Source organism: Bacillus halotolerans (assembly GCF_004006435.1).
Lineage (GTDB): Bacteria > Bacillota > Bacilli > Bacillales > Bacillaceae > Bacillus > Bacillus halotolerans.
The window spans coordinates 2,209,280-2,228,703 of sequence record NZ_CP029364.1 but is presented as its reverse complement, the minus strand read 5'-3'; the positions used below and the strand labels follow the sequence as shown (position 1 = coordinate 2,228,703).

Annotated in this window: 20 protein-coding genes and 3 pseudogenes; 4 read left to right on the top strand and 19 right to left on the bottom strand. The window is 43.5% G+C overall.

Annotated features, from left to right (window positions below):
* Positions 1-161: 161 nt before the first annotated feature.
* Positions 162-1,442: a citrate transporter CitH gene (citH, locus tag DIC78_RS11395; RefSeq protein ID WP_010332446.1), complete on the top strand. Its 1,281-nt coding sequence runs from the start codon at positions 162-164 to the stop codon at positions 1,440-1,442.
* A gap of 44 nt (positions 1,443-1,486) precedes the next feature.
* Here the strand turns inward: citH and DIC78_RS11390 are convergent, their stop codons facing one another.
* The 5 genes from DIC78_RS11390 to DIC78_RS11370 all read right to left on the bottom strand — a co-directional run bounded on the left by DIC78_RS11390 (position 1,487) and on the right by DIC78_RS11370 (position 7,886).
* Positions 1,487-2,593, bottom strand: coding sequence for a hypothetical protein (locus tag DIC78_RS11390; RefSeq protein ID WP_105954510.1), 1,107 nt, complete (start codon positions 2,591-2,593; stop codon positions 1,487-1,489).
* A gap of 98 nt (positions 2,594-2,691) precedes the next feature.
* Entirely contained in the window at positions 2,692-4,110 is a 1,419-nt protein-coding gene (locus tag DIC78_RS11385; protein WP_127696326.1) for a glycoside hydrolase family 1 protein, read from the bottom strand.
* Between the two features lie 19 nt (positions 4,111-4,129).
* Positions 4,130-5,965 carry a beta-glucoside-specific PTS transporter subunit IIABC gene (locus DIC78_RS11380; protein WP_127696325.1) on the bottom strand — a complete coding sequence of 612 codons (1,836 nt, stop codon included), beginning with the start codon at positions 5,963-5,965 and terminating at the stop codon, positions 4,130-4,132.
* Between the two features lie 310 nt (positions 5,966-6,275).
* Positions 6,276-7,109, bottom strand: coding sequence for a BglG family transcription antiterminator LicT (licT, locus tag DIC78_RS11375; RefSeq protein ID WP_127696324.1), 834 nt, complete (start codon positions 7,107-7,109; stop codon positions 6,276-6,278).
* A 96-nt stretch (positions 7,110-7,205) separates the two neighbouring features.
* The gene (locus tag DIC78_RS11370) at positions 7,206-7,886 is read right to left on the bottom strand and encodes a hypothetical protein (protein ID WP_127696323.1); all 681 of its coding nucleotides are present in this window, start codon (positions 7,884-7,886) and stop codon (positions 7,206-7,208) included.
* 210 nt (positions 7,887-8,096) lie between these two features.
* Here DIC78_RS11370 and DIC78_RS11365 point away from each other — a divergent pair, with 210 nt between their 5' ends.
* Positions 8,097-9,380, top strand: coding sequence for an MFS transporter (locus DIC78_RS11365; RefSeq protein ID WP_106019804.1), 1,284 nt, complete (start codon positions 8,097-8,099; stop codon positions 9,378-9,380).
* A gap of 18 nt (positions 9,381-9,398) precedes the next feature.
* Here the strand turns inward: DIC78_RS11365 and dbpA are convergent, their stop codons facing one another.
* Both dbpA and DIC78_RS11355 read right to left on the bottom strand, forming a co-directional pair.
* A complete protein-coding gene (gene dbpA / locus DIC78_RS11360) occupies positions 9,399-10,838 on the bottom strand; it encodes an ATP-dependent RNA helicase DbpA (protein WP_127696322.1) in 1,440 nt (479 codons plus the stop codon).
* A gap of 81 nt (positions 10,839-10,919) precedes the next feature.
* Positions 10,920-12,068 (bottom strand): rhamnogalacturonan acetylesterase, encoded by a 1,149-nt coding sequence (locus DIC78_RS11355; protein WP_127696321.1) that lies wholly within the window; start codon positions 12,066-12,068, stop codon positions 10,920-10,922.
* Between the two features lie 164 nt (positions 12,069-12,232).
* On the opposite strand from DIC78_RS11355, the gene DIC78_RS11350 reads away from it, so the two are divergent.
* Positions 12,233-12,574, top strand: coding sequence for a PadR family transcriptional regulator (locus DIC78_RS11350; protein WP_046161026.1), 342 nt, complete (start codon positions 12,233-12,235; stop codon positions 12,572-12,574).
* Positions 12,571-13,092 carry a DUF2812 domain-containing protein gene (locus tag DIC78_RS11345; RefSeq protein WP_106021877.1) on the top strand — a complete coding sequence of 174 codons (522 nt, stop codon included), beginning with the start codon at positions 12,571-12,573 and terminating at the stop codon, positions 13,090-13,092. Before DIC78_RS11350 ends, DIC78_RS11345 begins: the two co-directional genes overlap by 4 nt.
* 213 nt (positions 13,093-13,305) lie before the next feature.
* Here DIC78_RS11345 and DIC78_RS21865 read toward each other — a convergent pair.
* The 12 genes and pseudogenes from DIC78_RS21865 to DIC78_RS11285 form a co-directional block, all read right to left on the bottom strand.
* A pseudogene (locus DIC78_RS21865) lies at positions 13,306-13,434 on the bottom strand (hypothetical protein); the annotation flags it as partial.
* A gap of 17 nt (positions 13,435-13,451) precedes the next feature.
* Positions 13,452-13,868, bottom strand: a complete 417-nt coding sequence (locus DIC78_RS11335) for a hypothetical protein (RefSeq protein WP_127696928.1) — start codon at positions 13,866-13,868, stop codon at positions 13,452-13,454.
* A gap of 51 nt (positions 13,869-13,919) precedes the next feature.
* Positions 13,920-14,216 (bottom strand): YxiJ family protein, encoded by a 297-nt coding sequence (locus DIC78_RS11330; RefSeq protein ID WP_127696320.1) that lies wholly within the window; start codon positions 14,214-14,216, stop codon positions 13,920-13,922.
* Positions 14,209-14,538 (bottom strand): hypothetical protein, encoded by a 330-nt coding sequence (locus DIC78_RS11325; RefSeq protein ID WP_127696319.1) that lies wholly within the window; start codon positions 14,536-14,538, stop codon positions 14,209-14,211. The genes DIC78_RS11330 and DIC78_RS11325 overlap by 8 nt, the downstream gene beginning before the upstream one ends.
* Before the next feature lie 26 nt (positions 14,539-14,564).
* On the bottom strand, positions 14,565-15,047 hold the full coding sequence (locus DIC78_RS11320; protein ID WP_127696318.1) for a hypothetical protein: 483 nt from the start codon (positions 15,045-15,047) through the stop codon (positions 14,565-14,567).
* A gap of 43 nt (positions 15,048-15,090) precedes the next feature.
* Positions 15,091-15,579, bottom strand: coding sequence for a DUF2716 domain-containing protein (locus DIC78_RS11315; RefSeq protein ID WP_127696317.1), 489 nt, complete (start codon positions 15,577-15,579; stop codon positions 15,091-15,093).
* Between the two features lie 15 nt (positions 15,580-15,594).
* Complete coding sequence (locus tag DIC78_RS11310; RefSeq protein ID WP_127696927.1) at positions 15,595-16,044, bottom strand: hypothetical protein; 450 nt, start codon at positions 16,042-16,044, stop codon at positions 15,595-15,597.
* A gap of 72 nt (positions 16,045-16,116) precedes the next feature.
* Positions 16,117-16,443 (bottom strand): annotated as a pseudogene (locus tag DIC78_RS11305) (DNA-binding protein); the annotation flags it as partial.
* Between the two features lie 28 nt (positions 16,444-16,471).
* Complete coding sequence (locus DIC78_RS11300; RefSeq protein ID WP_127696316.1) at positions 16,472-16,879, bottom strand: YxiG family protein; 408 nt, start codon at positions 16,877-16,879, stop codon at positions 16,472-16,474.
* Between the two features lie 87 nt (positions 16,880-16,966).
* Positions 16,967-17,212 (bottom strand): annotated as a pseudogene (locus DIC78_RS11295) (hypothetical protein); the annotation flags it as partial.
* A 658-nt stretch (positions 17,213-17,870) separates the two neighbouring features.
* Positions 17,871-18,800 carry a DMT family transporter gene (locus DIC78_RS11290; protein ID WP_106021872.1) on the bottom strand — a complete coding sequence of 310 codons (930 nt, stop codon included), beginning with the start codon at positions 18,798-18,800 and terminating at the stop codon, positions 17,871-17,873.
* A 158-nt stretch (positions 18,801-18,958) separates the two neighbouring features.
* Positions 18,959-19,405 carry a universal stress protein gene (locus DIC78_RS11285; protein WP_059353273.1) on the bottom strand — a complete coding sequence of 149 codons (447 nt, stop codon included), beginning with the start codon at positions 19,403-19,405 and terminating at the stop codon, positions 18,959-18,961.
* Between the last annotated feature and the right edge of the window lie 19 nt (positions 19,406-19,424).

The following is a 19,424-nucleotide window of genomic DNA, read 5'->3' as shown; positions in this document are numbered from 1 at the left end:
ACAGCACATTTACCCGTGGCGATCTGCATATAAACTGCTCATCTGCTCTCTAGGTTTTTAGGTCTACTTGTCAACATGAGGTCATAAATATTTGAAATAAGCCTTCCCGAAGTGTGGAAGCGCTTACTAAAATTGTGCTGTTGAATGGGGGAGGTCATATCGTGCTTGCGATACTTGGTTTTGTGATGATCATTGTCTTCATGTATCTTATTATGTCTAACCGGCTTTCCGCTCTTATTGCCTTGATTGTCGTTCCTGTTGTGTTTGCCCTGATCAGCGGATTCGGCAAAGACCTGGGCGATATGATGCTTCAGGGTGTAACAGGCCTCGCTCCAACAGGCATCATGCTATTATTTGCGATCCTGTATTTCGGCATCATGATTGATTCAGGTTTGTTCGATCCGCTTATTGCCAAAATCTTATCCCTTGTCAAAGGAGATCCATTAAAAATCGCTGTCGGCACAGCGGTGTTGACGATGACCATTTCGCTGGACGGAGATGGGACAACAACGTATATGATTACCATTGCTGCGATGCTTCCGCTATACAAACGGCTCGGCATGAACCGGCTGGTGTTGGCGGGAATTGCAATGCTCGGGTCGGGAGTCATGAATATTATTCCGTGGGGAGGGCCGACTGCAAGGGTTTTGGCTTCTCTCAAATTGGACACGTCAGAAGTCTTCACTCCGCTGATTCCTGCTATGATTGCCGGCATTCTTTGGGTGCTTGCCGTAGCCTATATTCTAGGAAAAAAAGAACGGAAACGGCTCGGCGTCATCTCAATTGAACACCAGCACGCCTCCGATCCGGATACTGCGCCGCTCAAACGCCCCGCTCTCCAGTGGTTTAACCTGCTGCTGACTGTCGTGCTGATGGCCGCTTTGATCACCAGCCTGCTCCCGCTTCCTGTTCTTTTTATGATCGCATTTGCTATCGCCTTGATGGTGAACTATCCGAATGTAAAAGAGCAGCAAAAGCGAATCTCAGCGCATGCAGGAAATGCGTTAAACGTTGTCTCCATGGTATTTGCCGCCGGCATTTTCACAGGCATTTTGTCGGGCACAAAAATGGTAGACGCCATGGCGCATTCTCTCGTATCACTCATCCCTGACGCCATGGGCCCGCACCTGCCCTTGATTACAGCCATCGTCAGCATGCCATTTACCTTTTTTATGTCGAATGACGCCTTTTACTTCGGTGTTCTGCCGATCATCACGGAAGCCGCCGCTGCTTACGGAATAGATGCCGCAGAAATCGGCAGAGCCTCTTTGCTGGGCCAGCCTGTGCATTTGCTCAGTCCTCTCGTTCCCTCCACTTATTTATTGGTCGGAATGGCGGGCGTCAGCTTTGGCGACCATCAAAAATTCACGATCAAATGGGCAGTGGGAACAACCATTGTGATGACGATTGCGGCACTGCTGATTGGGATTATTTCGTTTTAACGTGAGAAAAGGATTTCCGCTGCCGGAAATCCTTTTTTGGTAATTTAGTTGATATATTTTATGACAGGCAAGCTTTCAGCACCTGAAGCATAGTAGTAATTTAAAACACTGAAAAAGTCTATCGCTTTGCCGGTTTTCAGATCAACGATCAATATATGGTCCCCATAGTTCTGATCATCCGCATCAAGCCTTCTAGGTGTTTTTTTACCTAACGTATCAAGGAAAGAATCATCATAACCTACCCCGGACTGATAAGCTGATACATGATGCATAAAAAGCGTGCCTGTGTCTAAGTAAACCATGATGGCTGAGCTTGAACTTGCATAACTCGAACGATAAGTGACAGGGTCAGAAATATTTTTAACCTTCACATCAGAAATGGAATGGGTGCGCTGATTATACCCGCCTCCATAGGAAAAATAATATTCTCTTTCCCAGTCTAATGAAGATGTTTTCGTATTAGAATTGTACAGCAGTGTACCATTAGCATAAACGGAACCGTCTCCATACTCAGCAACAAAGGCTTGTAAATTAGACGTTACCGATTTTACACTTGAATAATTTGAAGGGTTTTTCGCATTTAACTGAATGTTATATGAATCTCCCGTCGTTCCTTCAGAGTAAACCCGGATCATATAATCACCAGCGGGAAGCTCTTTTAAAAGCACTAAGTTCCCTGCTGCCATTGATATATTAGACGGCTGAGCTTCTCCTGTATCCCAATTGACAACATACAATTTCAGATGGTAATCGCTGTTGTCTGAAAGAATTCTTGTGATAAGGGTTCGATCTGACGAAGTACTGAAAAAGTACATATCATCAGGATTATTTTCATCAAGGACAGAGGTTGTATTGAAAACCTGGTCATCGGAGTTGTACATGGAACTTGTTTTAAAAACATTCTCATTCGAAGGCTTCTTCACTTTCATCTTTTCTGTTTTATTGTCCGTTTTAAGGCTTACTTGCTTCGCTTGATTTAATGAAACATCCTCAGTTTCCTTTTGTTTTTTCAGTTTTTCCTGCTGCTCCATGATTGGTTTATCTTTTAACACACTTTGCGCTGAGGCAGCATTTGAACTCATACATAAACTAAAAACAACAAGCAACACAGTACACAAAAAAGGCAGTGAAACAATTTTTTTGTTCTTCATATACAAACCCCTTTCCAATTTTATACTATACATATCGGCAAGGAGCTCGGATCATTTACATAAATATATTTATTTTCATAAATTGTTTATTTTTTCTATCAGTTCATTGACGCGCCATTCGAAGCAATCAGCTCTTTATACCAATAAAAGCTTTTCTTGCGGATACGGCGCAGGTCTTTCAGGTCGAATTCATCACGATTGACATAGATGAAGCCGTAGCGTTTAGAACAGCCCTGGTGAGTGGAAATTAAGTCAATCGCAGACCACGGTGAGTAGCCGAATACGTCAACACCGTCTGTAATCGCCCATTGAATTTGTTCAATGTGCTGCTTTACATAATCAATCCGGTAATCGTCATTAACCGTATCGTTTTCTTCGAGTTGATCGAAAGCGCCTAACCCGTTTTCTGTGATGATCAATGGCAGCTGGTAGCGGTCATAGATTTCACGAAGTGTGGAACGGAAGCCAACCGGATCAATTTCCCAGCCGAAATCGTTTTTCTTCAGGTTCGGGTTGGCGCTGCCGCGGTAGACGCCGTCTTCTCCCGTTTTCAAATGCTGGTCTCCTCCGCGCGCTGTTTCGTCCGAGCCGTCGCCTTTGCTTGCTTCCGCCGTTTGAGACGTGTAGTAGTTAAATGCGATAAAATCAGGCTTCGCAGATCGCAGAATCTCCATATCACCATCTTCAATGACTGGCGTATAGCCTTTTTCTTTCATATATGCCCAAGCTGTCGTGTTATAACGCCCGTGAACCGCCATATCTAAATAGAGCCAGTTGCGGATTGCATTGTAGTTGAAGGCTGCGACAACATCTTCCGGTTTTGAAGATGCCGGGTAAATCAGCGCAATGTTTGGAGCTGGGCCGATCTTGGCTTCCGGCAGCATCTCATGGCATAGATTCATAGCCTTCGCCTGTGCCACCAGCATGTGGTGATTTTGCTGATACAGTTCTTTTTTCGGGTTTTTCAGATTCGGATCAAGTGTGCCCAGCGCACTTCCATGCAGGATCATCATGTTTTGTTCATTGATCGTCAGCCAGTACTTGACACGGTCACCGAAGTGTTCAAACAGCACCTTCGAATAACGTTCAAAAGCGTCAATTGTAGATCGCTTTGACCAGCCTCCCTTTTCCTGCAATGCATTCGGCAGATCAAAGTGATACATCGTGACGATCGGTTCAATCTTATATTTGAGCAGCTCATCAATCAGATTACTGTAAAATTCAATCCCCTTTGGATTGATGTCTCCGTCGCCATCAGGAATAATGCGCGTCCAGGCGATAGAAAAACGGTATGCTTTAAAGCCCATTTCAGCAAACAGCGCAACGTCTTCTTTATAACGGTGATAATGGTCGCTGGCTACCTTAAAATCAGTCGTTCCCTCAGGATAGCTGTCGCGGGCGTCAATCACTGAAGGTCCCTTTCCATCTTCGTTCCACGCGCCTTCAACCTGATAAGCAGAAGTTGATGCTCCCCACAAAAAGTTCTCCGGAAATGCCGCAAGTTTGTTATAGTTCATCGTTTGTTCCTCCAATGTTTTAGATTAAAGAAAGAATTCTTTCTTCTGTTTTGACTTGCTTTTGATCAGTTTGAATGACGTCGGTATATTGATCTGTGTTTGTGATGATGATCGGCGTGTTCATATCAAACCCTGCTTTTATTAACTCCTCTAAATCAAATTCAGCCAGCAGATCGCCTTGTTTGACGGCTTGCCCCTGCACCACTTTAGGATAAAAGTGTTTTCCTTCCAGCTTCACCGTATCAAATCCGAGGTGAATCAGGATTTCTGTTTCCTGATGGGTGATCATGCCGAATGCATGGCCAGTCGGGAAAACGGTCGATATCACGCCATCTGCCGGAGCCACCAGCCGGCCTTTCTCCGGCAAAATCGCAATCCCCTTTCCAAGCGTCTCCGATGCGAACACCTTATCCTTCACTTCCGCTAACGGAATCACGCTTCCTTCTAATGGACTGCTGATCTGTTCATGATGTGCGACAGGTGCTGGCGGTTCCGTTTTGGCATCTGCTTTTTCTTCCGCGGGATCTTCAAAACCGACAATGTACGTTAGGATAATTGAGAGAATAAAAGATACCGAGATTCCCAAGATAAAGCCTGCAAACCCCTGTCCGTAGAAAATCGGGATGGTCAATAGACCCGGCGCACCTGAAGCGATGGCCACACTGTGAGCCTGCCCGATAATCGCGCCGCCAACAGCCGCACTGATGACACCGCATACAAAAGGTTTTTTCAGTCGGAGCGTCACCCCATAAACGGCAGGTTCCGTAATGCCGAAAATTCCGGTGACAGCGGCGGAGCCCGCAAGCGTCTTCAATTTTTTATTTTTCGTTTTTAACATGACTCCGATGGCGGCACCTGTTTGGGCAAACACAGCAGCTGCTGTAGCCGGTTTGATAGAATCCTGCCCGTTGACCGCAATATTATTTAAAATAACCGGCACGATGCCCCAGTGAATGCCGAAGATGACAAGGATCTGCCAAAGGGCTGCGATCACGGCACCGGCCAGCATCGGATTAAAATGAAAGATCGCCAGAATCACAGCCGCGATGCCATTTCCGGCATTTACGCCAATCGGCCCGAACACGATTAATGTGAGCGGCACGACCGTCACTAAACAGATCAGCGGCGTGATGAAGGTTTTTACACTGTCATGAATCAGCCTGTTTAGAAACTTCTCCATGCAGCTCATCACAAAAATCGCCAGGATGATCGGTATAACGGTTGATGTGTAATTCATTAAAACAACAGGAATGCCAAAAAAATCGGTATCCGCATTGCCATTCTTCAGTTCAATAATGGTTGGATAAATGAGCGCCCCGGCAACCGTGACAGACACAAACACGTTTGCGCCGAATTTTCGGGCAGCTGTAATGGCAAGCAGCAATGGCAGAAAATAAAACAGGCTGTCTGCGGCGGCATACAAAATCGTGTAAGTTGTATCCTCAGTTTTGAGCCAGCCGGCATTTGTACAGATCATAAGCAGGCCCTTTAAAATTCCCGCTCCCGCCATCACGCCAAGCAAAGGCGTAAAAATGCTCGATACGATATCAACCAGCCGGCCGAACAGATTCCCTTTCTGAGCATAACGCTCTGTTTGGTCATCCTGCAGCACACTTGATATCTTTCCAATCTCGCGATACACTTCGGAAACATGATTACCGATGACCACCTGAAACTGCCCGCCGCTTTCCACAACAGTCACGACATCGTCTAAAGCTTCTATTTTTTCTTTGTCTGCTTTTGAGCGGTCGTTCAGCGTAAAACGCAAGCGCGTCGCACAATGTACAAGCGAACGCACATTTTCTTCCCCGCCGACCAATTGTAAAATGTCTCTGGCTGCTGCCTGAATCCCCATTTTCCCTCATCCCTTCCGCTGAAAAATAAAAAACCTAAACTACCCCTGCCACAATAGGAACAAGTAGTTTAGGTTTTGCCTGCTGACCAGTAACAATCCTATAAAACTTCATCATTCGATTTTTCTTCAATTTTGCACCATCACCATCCCCTGAAAAAAATAAAAACCTAAATTACCACCAGCGCAGACAGAGATTCTCCGCACTCATCGTAATTTAGGTTTTGCCTGCTTATCAGTAACAATCCTAAAATCATAATATATTGATGTGAGAAAAAATTAACACACGAAAACAAAAATGTCAACGCTTTCATCATGTTTGTTTGACGACCCTTTCAATATGAATCGTTAAGTACAGAAGCTCGTCCCTGGTGAGTTTGTGTTCATATTCTTGTTCCATATACGCTTTGATTTTCTTCGTGCAGTCATACGCGCGATGATATTTTTCTTTCACCGTTTCCAGCAAAAAATCGTCCTGGCTTTCAAGATAAGTTCCGTTAAAAAGACGCTGCGCGAAAAACTTCAGGTGAGTGACAAACCGGTAATAATGCAGCGATTCTTCATCAAATTCAATATTAAAATGATATTTTACAATACTTAAAATCTCTTGCATCACTTTTGTAATGTTAATGATATTGGGCATCTCTTCATTGAGTTCGGCATTCACGATATGGAGGGCAATAAAACCTGCTTCATCCTCCGGAAGGGAAACACCTGTCTTGTTTTTCACCATGTGCAGCGCTTCTTTGCCAATGGCAAACTCATCTTTGTACAGCCGTTTGGTTTCCCACAGCAAAGCATTTTTGATATCAAGACCCTTTTTATTGCGCTGTATGGCAAAGTTAATATGATCGGTCAGCGACACGTAGATGCTGTCGTTCAGCTTTTTGCCAAGCTGTAATTTCGCGTAGCTGATAATGTCCTCACACACTTCCATACACTCAATCGGTATTTCATACAAAAGGGTTTTAAATTTCTCTGATACATCCTTGTTATCGAGAGTGAACACCTTCTCAATGCGTGCTTCATCGACCTCGTCGCCGGACTTTTTTTGGAACGCGAGCCCTCTGCCCATGATGACCAATTCGTTCCCTTGTTCATTGACCACACTGATCACGTTATTGTTGATCACCTTCGCAATCTTCATGACATGTCCCTCCAATCAGCTAAGAACAGACTACACCTTGATTGTACATTCTTTTTGTACTAGGTCAATATCTTCAGGGAAAGAGCAGCGATCCGGTCAATATACTTCACTCAGCACCGTCTGCCCGCTCTGTTTCTGAAGCAGCGCCTCAAGATGGCGTTCAAAGGATTCCTTATCTGCCCCCTGCTTCTTGACTATGCCATTCATTAAGTTGATGCTTTCGGCATTATATTTCGTATATTGTTTTTTCAGCTGATCCAGCTGTTTTCTTGTTTGTTTAGCGTTTTTCGGTGTGACCTGATTGATGAGCGCGATCATGCTGCCGGTAATCTCAAAAAAGGTGTCTCTATTGTCTTTAAGCTGCTGATTCTCATTCCGGCTCTTTTCTTGATTCCGGGTTTTTTGTAGCATTGCGAATGCCTCGCTGTTTTGTTTTTTGAGCCGCCCGTTTTCGAGTTTAATTGATTCAAGATTTTTCTTCGCTATATCTGCTTCCTCTTCTGTCATGCTGCTGCGAATGAAATATTCAGGGTTGCCGATCCCATAATCAAACGTCTCGCTTACGTGTACCATAGAACTGAATACAACCGCCAGCTGCATATCGTTTGATAGGGTCTGAAAGTCTTGCTTTTTCTTGCTGCCCAGTGATTTTACCATGCTTTGTTTGATCGTCTTTTGATCATGTTGGGCAGCGTTCTGAACATTGCTTTCGCTTTCACATGCGCTCATCGCAAGAACAGCGACCAGCAGGCTTATCAACAAGCCTATTCGCCTCATGCTCTGTCTCCTCTCTGCTGAAACCCTTCTGGAAAATGCGGCAAAATATAGTTAAATCGTACCAGATATTTGATGTGTCAGCAATAAACCAAAAGTATTATTTGACCTATATAGAACATAAACATTTTGTAAAAATTGACCACGGTTCCATCCTTTTCTATGCGGTTTCTCGTACAATAGAAGTATCGTTACTGGGGAGGGGCTCTGCAGATGAAACGTTTTACGAAACAAGAAAACAGCTGGGTTGTATATGACTGGGCAAACTCTGCTTATTCCATTGTCGTCACAACCGCGGTATTTCCGTTGTTTTATAAATCAGCCGCTGCGGAAGGCGGTGTCAGCGCTGCTCAATCAACTGCTTATTTAGGTTATACGATAGCGATTTCTACCTTTATTCTCGCCATGCTCGGCCCGATTTTAGGAACCATCGCCGACTATGAAGGCTGCAAAAAAAAGTTCTTCGGTTTCTTTGTGTCAGCCGGTGTCGCCAGCACCGCGGCGCTTGCCTTTATTCCAAGTGAACATTGGCTTCTTTTGCTGCTGTTCTACACCATATCGGCTGTCGGTTTTTCCGGCGCCAATGTATTCTACGACGCCTTCCTCGTTGACGTCACGCCTGAGGAACGGATGAATCTCGTCTCCGCCCGCGGCTTTGGCTTAGGCTATATCGGCAGCACGATCCCATTTATCCTCAGCATCGCCGTCATCCTGCTTGCACAAGCAGAAACGATTCCGATGTCCGTGTCTGCCGCAAGCCAGCTGTCCTTTTTTATAACGGCCGCTTGGTGGGGACTGTTTACCATTCCGATGCTGAAACACGTTCATCAGCGCTATTACATCAAAAGAGAACCCCGCATCATAGCCAACAGCTTTAAACGCCTCGGGCAAACGATGAAACGGATCCGGCAGTACCGGGCGCTGTTCCTCTTTCTGCTCGCTTATTTCTTTTATATCGATGGAGTCGGCACCATTATTACGATGTCGACCTCTTACGGGTCAGATTTGGGCATCAGCTCCACAAGTCTCCTGATCATCCTGTTTGTCACTCAGGTCGTCGCCGCGCCGTTTGCCATTTTATACGGAAGACTGGCGGAACGCTTCACAGGGAAAACAATGCTGTACGTTGGCATCGTCATATATATGATTGTCTGCGTATATGCGTATTTTCTGGAAACGACGTTTGATTTCTGGATTCTAGCCATGCTTGTCGCCACCTCGCAGGGCGGCATTCAAGCATTAAGCCGCTCCTATTTTGCCAAGCTCGTCCCGAAACACCATGCAAATGAATTCTTCGGCTTCTACAACATTTTCGGAAAATTCGCCTCAATTATGGGGCCGCTGCTCATCGCCGTTACCGCCCAGCTTACCGGAAAATCATCGACTGCGGTGTTCAGCCTGATCATTTTGTTTGTGATCGGGATTGTCATCCTCGCCTTTGTGCCGGAAGAAAACAGCACCAATGTCAGCCATCACGAAAATGACCTGCCCCTTTAACTGGGAGCAGGTCATTCATCATTTATTCGCTTTATTCACCTTAAGCTTTTTCCCTTTGACGGTTGTATCCTTCATGGCTTTGAGAACATGTGGGCCTTTTCCGTTTAAAATTTCCACGTACGAGGCGTTATCCATGATCGTAATGATGCCAATGTCATCAGCAGAAACCCCGTCGATTTTAGCGATCGTTCCGACAAAATCAACGGCTCTGATTTTCTTTTTCTTTCCGCCGTTAAAATACAGCTTCATGATGTCTTTATTCAGCTCTTCGCTTTTGTCCTTTTTGATTTTCGGACGGTCCTTCAGTTTAGCGAGAAAATCCGGTTTCTTTTTTGCGATTTCCTCTTGGGACGGGGCTTCTAATGTCTGAATCCCGAATCCGATATACTCTTCTATTTCAGCTAGGAACCGCTTTTCAAACGGTGCCACAAATGAAATCGCTTTTCCCTGATTCCCGGCTCGCCCTGTCCGTCCTGTACGATGTACGTAGCTTTCTTTCTCAAGGGGCAGATCATAGTTGATGACAAGGGCGATATTCTCTATATCGATCCCCCGTGCGGCGACGTCTGTCGCGACTAGATACCGGTACTCGCCTCTCTTAAATTCATTCATAACGTCAAAGCGGTCTTCCTGGATCATCCCGCCGTGAATTTTATCACATGGATACCCTAAGTCATCCAATTCATCAGTCAGCTGATTGACATGCTCTTTCGTCCGGCAGAAAATGATGCAGCTGTCAGGGTTCTCAGTAATAAGTACATCTTTCAGCAAAGAAAACTTATTCTCTTCTCTGACTTGAATCACCGCATGTTCAATATTCCTTGTGGTGAGGCCGGCCGCTTTGATTTCGATATGCTCTGGGTTTTGCATATATTGACGGCTTAATTTCTCAATATCCTCTGGCAGTGTCGCAGAAAACAGCATCGTCGTACGCTCGGTCGGGAGATGCTTGATAATCGCCTCCACCTGATCGATGAAGCCCATATTCAGCATCTCATCCGCTTCATCAATGACCAGATAGGAAAGGCGATCCAGCGGCAGCGTGCCTTTTTCAATATGATCTAGGACGCGTCCCGGTGTGCCGACAACGATATGGCTTTTTTGCTTCAGCTCGGCTTTTTGTTTATCAAAAGATGATTTTCCAAACACAGCTGTCGCTTTGATTCGTTTAAATCTTCCGATGTTCGTGATATCCTCTTTTACTTGCACGGCAAGCTCACGGGTCGGCGTCAGCACCAGTGCCTGCGGTTTGTTTTCATCCCAATCCGCCAGCTCGCAGAGAGGAATGCCAAACGCAGCCGTTTTCCCGCTTCCCGTCTGTGATTTGACGACAAGATCTTTTCGTTCAAAGGCTGCCGGAATCACGTTTCGCTGCACCTCGGTCGGTTCTGTATACCCCAGTCCTTCCAATGCTCGTAAAATGTCGTGACTGATTTGATAGTTTTTAAAATGACTCATGTATAAACTCCTGTCTCTTGCAGATGTTCTCATTATACTCTAATTTACGGCATCGTATGTGTTTTGCCGAAAAATGACGTTTTAGAAGCCATCAATCCCCTGTCTTTTTAGTTCCTGAACGGCCAATCGCGCCAGTGCATCGGCACCCGCGCGGTTCGGATGCAGCGTATCTCCATTCATATAAAGGGCAAGCGTTTTTTCCGGACCGATCGATGTAAAGTAAGATGAACTGAGGACATTCAGGTCAATAAGCCTTGTTTTTTCTTCATCGGCCAAAGCCAAAATAGAAGCCCTGTACCATCGGTTTACAGAGGAATGGATGCCTTCAGAAGTAAAGTCTGTCGCCCGGCCCTGCGGTGTTGAAAGGATGACTTCCGCTCCCTTTGCTTTCACCTGCCGAATCATATCACGCATAATCTCCTTAAATTCCGCTTCAGATTCATTATGCTTCGGATTTGTATCGTTAATGCCGAGCTGCAAAATAAAGTAATCACCCGGTTTGATGTACTTCAAGATCGCTTCCAACTGACCGTCATTTCGAAACCCTCTCGCAATCTGCCCGCCTGACGCCATGTTTCTCACTTGAAAGGTACGCTTGTCGACATAGTGAGGCAGCATCTGCCCCCAGCCCGCCTGCTTGCTGCTGTTGAGCGGATAATAATTGCACACCGTCGAATCGCCGCCGATATAGATCGTTCGGTTTGTCACCGGCTGATCAGACAATTTCTTGATTTTTAGGGCGCTGAGCGTAAAAGCGGTACCCGCCTTGCCTTCAGTCACCAGCAGATTCAGTTGCCCGTCGGTGACAGGAATTTGAAACGTATCCTCCGCACCGTCTCCCGTCATATTGATGACCTGAAACACACCCTCCGCCGCCACACTTGCCCTCGCCGTATTGCCCAGCGTCACCTTCACCTCATAAAGACCCTTCGGAAGATCCACATTAAACGTGTTGTCGCTTTTCGTCCCATTCGCCAAAAATTGAACCGCGTCACTTTTCACGCCCGTCCCGGATGCCGCCACATCCTTCATATGTTCCGGCGTTTGAAAACCGTAGCCCCTTGACGGGTTATAACGGTCAGACGCCCTTACCCCAATGTAATCAGGCTCAACCGAACCGCTTCCAAAGTCAAACTGATATACCTTCGGCTCTGACGCCTTCAGACTCTCCGCCCCGCTGAAACCCAACATTAACATCATCACAAAACCCGCCGTTATCCATTTTTTCATTAAGAATCCCCCTCTATGAAAACGCATTCATTAATGCATACTCGGTGATTGTTTCTTTATGATGACTGAATGCAGAAAAAAATTGCATTGACAAAGGAAAAGGAAGATTTTATTATATCAATAAGTGATATATCATTAGTTGATATAAGAAATGAGGTGACCGTTTGCCAAAGCAACGTCCGCAGGAAATGGATCAGCTTACCGATCCAGCCTATTATATTGTCTTAACCTTGCTGGAGCCAAAACACGGATATTCGATCATGCAGGAGATTGAGGACATGACCGATGACTCCTTTACGATCGGCCCAGCTACCTTATATACATTGTTAAAGAAACTGTTGCAGGAAGAGATCATTGAGCTTGTCAACAACGACAACCCGCGCCGCAAAGTGTACCAGACAACCCTGCACGGCCAAGAATTACTCAAAAAAGAAATTCAGCGCAGAAAAGTGATGGCTGAACACGGCGAACGCGCTTTTCAACAATTGAAAGGGGATTCATCATGAAACAGAAAAAATATATGATGTCCGACGGCTTGGCTTTTTCAGAAGAAAAAGATATGAAGAAACTCAGCGATATGGCCAGCAAAGGCTGGTTGCTCGATTCTTTTGCGGTTATGGGGTATAAACTTAGAAAAGCTGAGCCGCGGAAGTTGATTTACAGTATTGATTATCATGATGTTGGGGAAGAAAGCTTGGCGGAATACACCGAGATGTTTGAAGCGGCCGGGTGGGAACGTGTTTGCTCTTCACAAGGTATGCATATCTTTTCGGCTGAGCCTGGGACTTCGCCGATATACAGTGATCAATCCACCATGAGAGAGAAATATAAAAGAAGCGAAAAAGACGTTCGAAACGTCACCTGCACCTTGACTTTCCTGACTCTCTTGTCAATTGCACTCCATTATTTGACCGGATTAACAAATTGGGTGCCTGTGGCTTTTCTGGTTGTGACTTTTCCGTTTCTCGTGACATATGCGGCAACAAAAGCAAGAACGCTTGGAAAGTGGGGAAAATCAGTGTGACTTCTTGTCACACTTGATTACATCCCACCCTCCGCAATAGAAACTCATTTGGTTTTCTTGATCATACACATAATAACGGAGCCTTTCCCATTGATCATCAGTCGGTAAAATCTCCAATTCAATCGAATCGATGGATTCAAGATCATCCAGCTTCGATGCACTGATGTCTTCAAACCGTAAATGAATGTCACAGGTTTGAGCAGATAGTTTTAATTCAAACACAGGAATTTGAATATAACGATCATCTTCTTTCATATAGAAAGAAAACTCGTTTAATGTAAATGGACCAGTATCCGTGTGAGAAAGATGCTGTTTCATTTTCTCGTATTGTGTGATATTCATATGGATTCCTCCTCCTTTTATGTTTCATCGCCAACCATATAGATCTCCGCAGCATCGTATTCAAACCACATGATCCGTTCGCCTGAGTCCGTTAGGCACTGGAGTTTGCCTTCGGAAAAATAGTTTTTATCCGGTTGAGGGTCAGTGATCAGAAAAACATCATCATTGATGGAAGCTAACAGAAATAGAAAACCTGCAATGTCCCGATCTGTTTCATGTACTATGCATTGGAAATGAAATTGCCTTTTCGCCAGCTTCGTCACTTTGTAAGCATAGCCTTTGAAAAACTCTGACAGGTCTTCTATAAATGAACCACCCGTTATCACCTGTATCATGATTTGCTCATAGGCAAGCCCCTGCCAAAAACGATAAAAAGACTCAGCATCTTTAAGTTCGCATGATGTAACGGTTTGGTCGGGCTTAAGCTCGACCATGTCCAAATTGCCGATACTGCTTATAGAGGTTTTTTCCTAAAATCCTCCTTATTAGTTGGATAGCGCAGCGCAAATCTCTTGTCTGACTTGCTCGTACAAAAGAATGTGATGATACAAATCAGTATCGTGTTTGATCATATCCGGCGGGATGTCAGGATACAGCTCAAAAAAGCTTTTCTCCAACGAATGCCGCTGATGCCGGGGCATCCTTTTATTCGCCAGTACATAACCCAAACTGCCGGCAATAAGCATAAAAAACTCATACACTTCCGCTTCAAAGCCGTACAATTCATCAGGATACGGCGTTTCTTCAAGCTCTTGCTGTCTTTTTCTCAGTTTTTCAAACACGCGATCCTCTCCCTTCCACCACCTCATATTGCCGGCAATAAAAGCGGAACGTCTGCTCCTCCCATTCTTCCACAAGGTAGATGCCTTGCGTCTGCGGTTTAATACGGAGAAGCACATCAGACATGTCCTTTAGGGTTTCCAAATCTCGTATCGTAACGGCTGAAACGTCTTTGAATGTAAAAATAATTGAACGGAAATGATAAACAACTGCTAACTCAATCGTATAAATGGCGTCCCTATCTGTTTCTCGATAAAGACGCCATTTCTTGATATGCTGTAACAAAATTGGAGAAACTCCAGAAATATTCAATTCATTTGCCAATTTTGATTCCTCCGTTTGATGCTTCCCTATGCTCGATACTCACAGTAAGGCTTCAAATCAGGGAATGCAGCCTTTAACATCCTTTCTATTCCTTCTTCATTAACGGTAAAAATAAGATCTGACGAATCAAAAAAACCGACCTCAAAAACACATTCTTTCACAGGGGAGATATAGTCATCTTCATAAAAGTCAGCATTCCCATCAACAAACGGAACTTGTGTTAAATCGTACGGTATCGTCTCTTTAGGCACAGCAGTTAAAATAGAAAATATCACATAAATCTCAAATTCATTTAATATACGATGAAATTCCTCACCTGTGATAAAAAGATAGTCTTCACGCTCGCCGATGATATCGTTCCAATGATTCTTATCCTCGGATAAATCCATCATATTCAAAATATCGCCAATTACCCAATTATACTCAGTGATAGGCAGAGGGAATTGTTTGAAAAAATCATTTAAAAGAAAAAGATCAGAATTCGCATATTCCAGACAATACCTGCTCATGTTTTACCTCCACATCATTAAAGACACATGTTAAATGACAAACTCATCTATCTTGAAACAGGATAGGCGGATATTTATCTATCGCCTTCAATAACTCTTCACCAAACACAGTGATGGTGCATTTCCACGGATCACCCAAAAGCCCCCAAGAAAAATCCTGATGAAAAAAGAAATAATAGTCTCCGTTTGGAAATATCGGAACAGGCCATTCGCCAAATTCATCCTTAGGCATTGTCTGGTGAGGGCTAAAGATATAGCCGTCATGCTGCCAGTCTAATGCGTACATCACATCGTTCTTTTCAGTACATGATTGAAATGCTTTTAAAATAGAATTCTCTAAATCACTCAGCACTCCGCTCACATCATTATGACCAGCTTTACTGCTCATCCCGCTTGAGATATCAAACACTCGATATGGATCAGGCGGGATGATGTGATGACATCTGCTTCCAGGCTTCCATCTTATGAGCTGGTTCACTTCTGACCAGATGCTGTCTTGTTTTGTCTGACTTAAAGTGTGCCAATTCATCATGATCTCATCAACACCTTATTGGATATCCTGCTTATAAACACCAGAAGAAGTCACTGCGTAAACAGCGTTACTTGTCAGTTTCAGCTGTTGAACGTCTAGGGCTTCACCGTTCGAGTCACAGCACTTCACCTCTTGCATCGGCAGACTCACATCGGTAGAAATCAAATAAAGAGACGGCTTAAGGTCTGCTCTGTAACAGTTGACCGTCCCGACCCAAAAACCTTCTTTAGATACTGTGAGCTGATCAAATGCTTCTGATTTAGGTGCTTCATCCGACAGAATCCACACCCGTCTCACAACGTTTTCATCAAATGCGGCGACTGCATCTCCGTAATACAGCATATAAATCAATCCGTTTTTTTCTGCAAGCCCATAACAATCATCTACAACCGGCGCATCCATTTCTTCGAGCTTTCTATCAATATACATTTCCTTCTGCTTACCATCTAACGTAAAACACCACACACTATCACCCTTGGGATTTTCATCATGATAAATGCCTTCATCACATAAACCGACCCAAAGGTGTTGCTTCTCATCAAGAAGACAGCAGGAGACCCCTGAAGGCAAACAAAAAGCACTTCTCACTCTTCCCTCTTCTAAAAAAACCTTTACCTTCGGCTCATACGATTCGTAATAAACGAAGACATAGCCATTTGCACATTGTTGAAAGAGCTGAATATCGCTGTATGCAATCTGCTCTTTCACTTTAAAATCCCGAACTTCACCAGAAGGATCATAGATTGAAACAGTGATATCACCTTTCTCACCTTTTCCAATGTAAACACGCCCCTGTACATCGGCATGGAAAAAATAATCTTGGATGTCCGTGCTGATGATTTTATTCATTTTTATTTTTTTCATTGGTTATACTCCCAAGTTAGAAATTCTTTTACTCGTTAACCTTATACGCATAAAATTGTTTTGAATCAAAAGAAACAAACTCAGCCTCTACGGATATCAATCTTCTGTTTATGTCAATGAGAAAATTAGCATTTGATTGATACTCTGGTATCATAAGATTTGATAGGTTTCCGATTCCTTCCGGGTGATAACTAATCTCAAATATTTGCCAATTGTATTCTTCTGGAACAATTTTCTCCAATCTGATATCACCGTCACCTGCATTAAAATAAACAGAAGCTACATTTTGAAAGAGAATGTTATGAGTATATTTATTATTGTTTTCAAAAACTTGAATATCGAGTGAGAGTTCTTTTTTAAAGAACTGATAATCGACCTTTAAAACATCGCATCCCCCGTCAATATAATCTATCCATTGTTCAATTGTATTGTACATTGCTCTCTCCTAACTAATCTCTGAATTCTATTTACCAATGCAACTCCTTTATAGGCACAACCACCCAAGCCAAAAAAAACAAATACATTACTCCGTATATTGTTTTATCCAATCATTTAAATCATCTGTTGAATGCAAATAAGTTTCCGCAGAGTCTTTCAAATCAATCCCACTTAGAAGGATTAACATATCCCAGACTCTATCATCTTCTACTTCTGGGTCATCCGCATAAACATAAGTGCCCGCCCAATCTGACACTTCTTCTCTTGATGTTTGTTCATTTAAGACGCTTTTGATTTTATTTATGCATTCTATTAGCTTTGGCTCAGTCAAAATTTGATCACCGCGTACATCGTCTTCATTTTTAATCACCGACAATTCTTTTTTACTAAAGCTTTCTGACCTTTCAGATGATCAACAGACAATACTTTATTCGTTCTAATTGAAGAACTATCAGGAAGATCACACACAAAAACGTCAAATATTGCTTATTATTTGTTAAATTATGTTTAGAACATTTTCTATTTCTTGAACCTATTCTGATAATCTCAGAATCTGTTATTTCTATATGACAGAAGACAAGATTCGGTATCTTTAATAAAGTTTTTTCTGTTAACTGAACTCTGCTCAATATATCTATTAACTCAACGTTTTTTGAGTAATCTGATATTCTCATGAGCAACAATTGTATTTTTTATCCTCTGCTGAAGTTTTCATAAATAAATTTTTTATATTTAAACAAAGTATTTGTTTTTCATTCGTGAGTATCCACAATCATCCCTATCTTTATTTGAAACTGAGTAAAAATACGTTGCATATTGTTTATTTTCTATAATTTCACAGTTCAATGATTCGCCAAAAAATTGAAATAACTGTATTATTGATTAAACAATGTTAGCGCCATTGGAATATGATTACAATATTTTTACTAGAATGTTTATGTTATTTTAAGAATAAAAAAAGGCCACTTAGGCCTTTTACATCTTCAATCTCAAACTTGTTCTATATTATTGTCCTCAGCCACCACATCCGCCTTCCCCTGCCTCCTGACAAGCGTCAAAGCCATACCCGCAAAGATCATTGCAATGCCGAGTGTTTGAAAAAGATCCGGGCGGAATCCCGTAAACACGGTATCGAGCACGATCGCGACAGCGGGGTCGAGGAAGACAATGACCGAAATAAATTTCGTTGATAAAAATCGCAAACTGTCAAAAAACAGCAAATACACAATACCTGTATGAATAATACCAGTGGAGACGACCATGATCCAGTTTCCCTGAGACAGGTTTGCAAAAGCGCCGAAGTGAATAAACGGAATCAGGATGATAACCCCTAAACCGGTTTGCAGGAAGGTGGTCGTGTAAGGGCTGAGGTTTTGAATGCCTTTTCCCAATAAAGTGGTGAACGCATAAAACAGTGCGGCGAGAACTGCCCAAATGATTCCTGATCCCATCAGCTGTGTCAATGAAGTGCTGCCGTTAATCCCGGAAATCAGCGCCGTTCCAAGAAAGCAGATGATAATGGAGCTGACGGAGATCACATTTAATTTTTCTCTATAGATGATACTCCCCAGGAGAAGAACAAGCACAGGTGCAAGGTGGTATACAGAGATGGCAATTGTAACTGACGTTTCTTCAAAAGACTTAAATAAGAAGACCCAATTGAATACCAGAAAGAAACCGCATGCTAATGTTTGAAGGACTTCCCGCTTGCTCCATTTTTCAGTTTTATGCTGACCGGACACCAGCCAGCAAAAGCTTAAAAATAGCGTCGCGCACAGACAGCGAACGAATACCAATTCAAACGACGGCAGATTGGTATGCTCAGAGAAAAAGCCGATGGAACCGAAAATCACCATGGAAATGACCATTTTCAGCACGGCTGTTGATTTTTGTTTTGGTAATAAGAGATTTTGCTGCATCAAATGCCCCCCAGTATAGCTATCTGCAGATATAAGAGAAAATCCTCTTTTTTACATATTGATACTATTATAAAGGAAGCAGTTCCATAAATCACCCAGAGTTATTTTACGAATCTATACATAAAAAAAGCGCCTTGTAGGCGCTTTTTTCTTCTTATCTATCGAACAATTAATACAGGACAAGGTGATAATTGAGACACTTTATGGCTGACGCTTCCAAGCATCATTTCTTTCAGGCCGCTGATGCCCCGGCTTCCTACTACGATCAGGCTAACGCCTTTCTCTTTTGCGGTATTTAAAATTTCGTATGCCGGCTCTCCCTGTGCGTAAATGATGTCGGCTTGAACGCCGCTCTCGGCCGCTTTCGCTTTCGCGTTCTCAAGGATGTGTAAGCCTTCTTTTTTCACTTCTTGCCTGATTTCATCAATAAAATGTTCTGGTACATAGACAATCCCGGTCAGAGAAGAAGTCGCTACGACGGCTTCTCTCCCCACATGAAGGATGCTTAGTTCTGCCTGCTGTTCTTTTGCCAGATGCACTGCGGCATCAAGGGCTTTTGCACTCATTTCTGACCCGTCAATCGCAACTAACATTTTGTTAAACATACGCTTCCCGCCTTTCGGA

Bases quoted from the DNA above. Each gene is read 5' to 3' on its own strand.
- DIC78_RS11390 (WP_105954510.1), bottom strand. From the start codon at position 2,593: ATGAAGAACAAAAAAATTGTTTCACTGCCTTTTTTGTGTACTGTGTTG.
- DIC78_RS11385 (WP_127696326.1), bottom strand. From the start codon at position 4,110: ATGAACTATAACAAACTTGCGGCATTTCCGGAGAACTTTTTGTGGGGA.
- DIC78_RS11380 (WP_127696325.1), bottom strand. From the start codon at position 5,965: ATGGGGATTCAGGCAGCAGCCAGAGACATTTTACAATTGGTCGGCGGG.
- licT (WP_127696324.1), bottom strand. From the start codon at position 7,109: ATGAAGATTGCGAAGGTGATCAACAATAACGTGATCAGTGTGGTCAAT.
- DIC78_RS11370 (WP_127696323.1), bottom strand. From the start codon at position 7,886: ATGAGGCGAATAGGCTTGTTGATAAGCCTGCTGGTCGCTGTTCTTGCG.
- DIC78_RS11365 (WP_106019804.1), top strand. From the start codon at position 8,097: ATGAAACGTTTTACGAAACAAGAAAACAGCTGGGTTGTATATGACTGG.
- dbpA (WP_127696322.1), bottom strand. From the start codon at position 10,838: ATGAGTCATTTTAAAAACTATCAAATCAGTCACGACATTTTACGAGCA.
- DIC78_RS11355 (WP_127696321.1), bottom strand. From the start codon at position 12,068: ATGAAAAAATGGATAACGGCGGGTTTTGTGATGATGTTAATGTTGGGT.
- DIC78_RS11345 (WP_106021877.1), top strand. From the start codon at position 12,571: ATGAAACAGAAAAAATATATGATGTCCGACGGCTTGGCTTTTTCAGAA.
- DIC78_RS11335 (WP_127696928.1), bottom strand. From the start codon at position 13,868: ATGGTCGAGCTTAAGCCCGACCAAACCGTTACATCATGCGAACTTAAA.
- DIC78_RS11320 (WP_127696318.1), bottom strand. From the start codon at position 15,047: ATGAGCAGGTATTGTCTGGAATATGCGAATTCTGATCTTTTTCTTTTA.
- DIC78_RS11315 (WP_127696317.1), bottom strand. From the start codon at position 15,579: ATGATGAATTGGCACACTTTAAGTCAGACAAAACAAGACAGCATCTGG.
- DIC78_RS11300 (WP_127696316.1), bottom strand. From the start codon at position 16,879: ATGTACAATACAATTGAACAATGGATAGATTATATTGACGGGGGATGC.
- DIC78_RS11290 (WP_106021872.1), bottom strand. From the start codon at position 18,800: ATGCAGCAAAATCTCTTATTACCAAAACAAAAATCAACAGCCGTGCTG.
- DIC78_RS11285 (WP_059353273.1), bottom strand. From the start codon at position 19,405: ATGTTTAACAAAATGTTAGTTGCGATTGACGGGTCAGAAATGAGTGCA.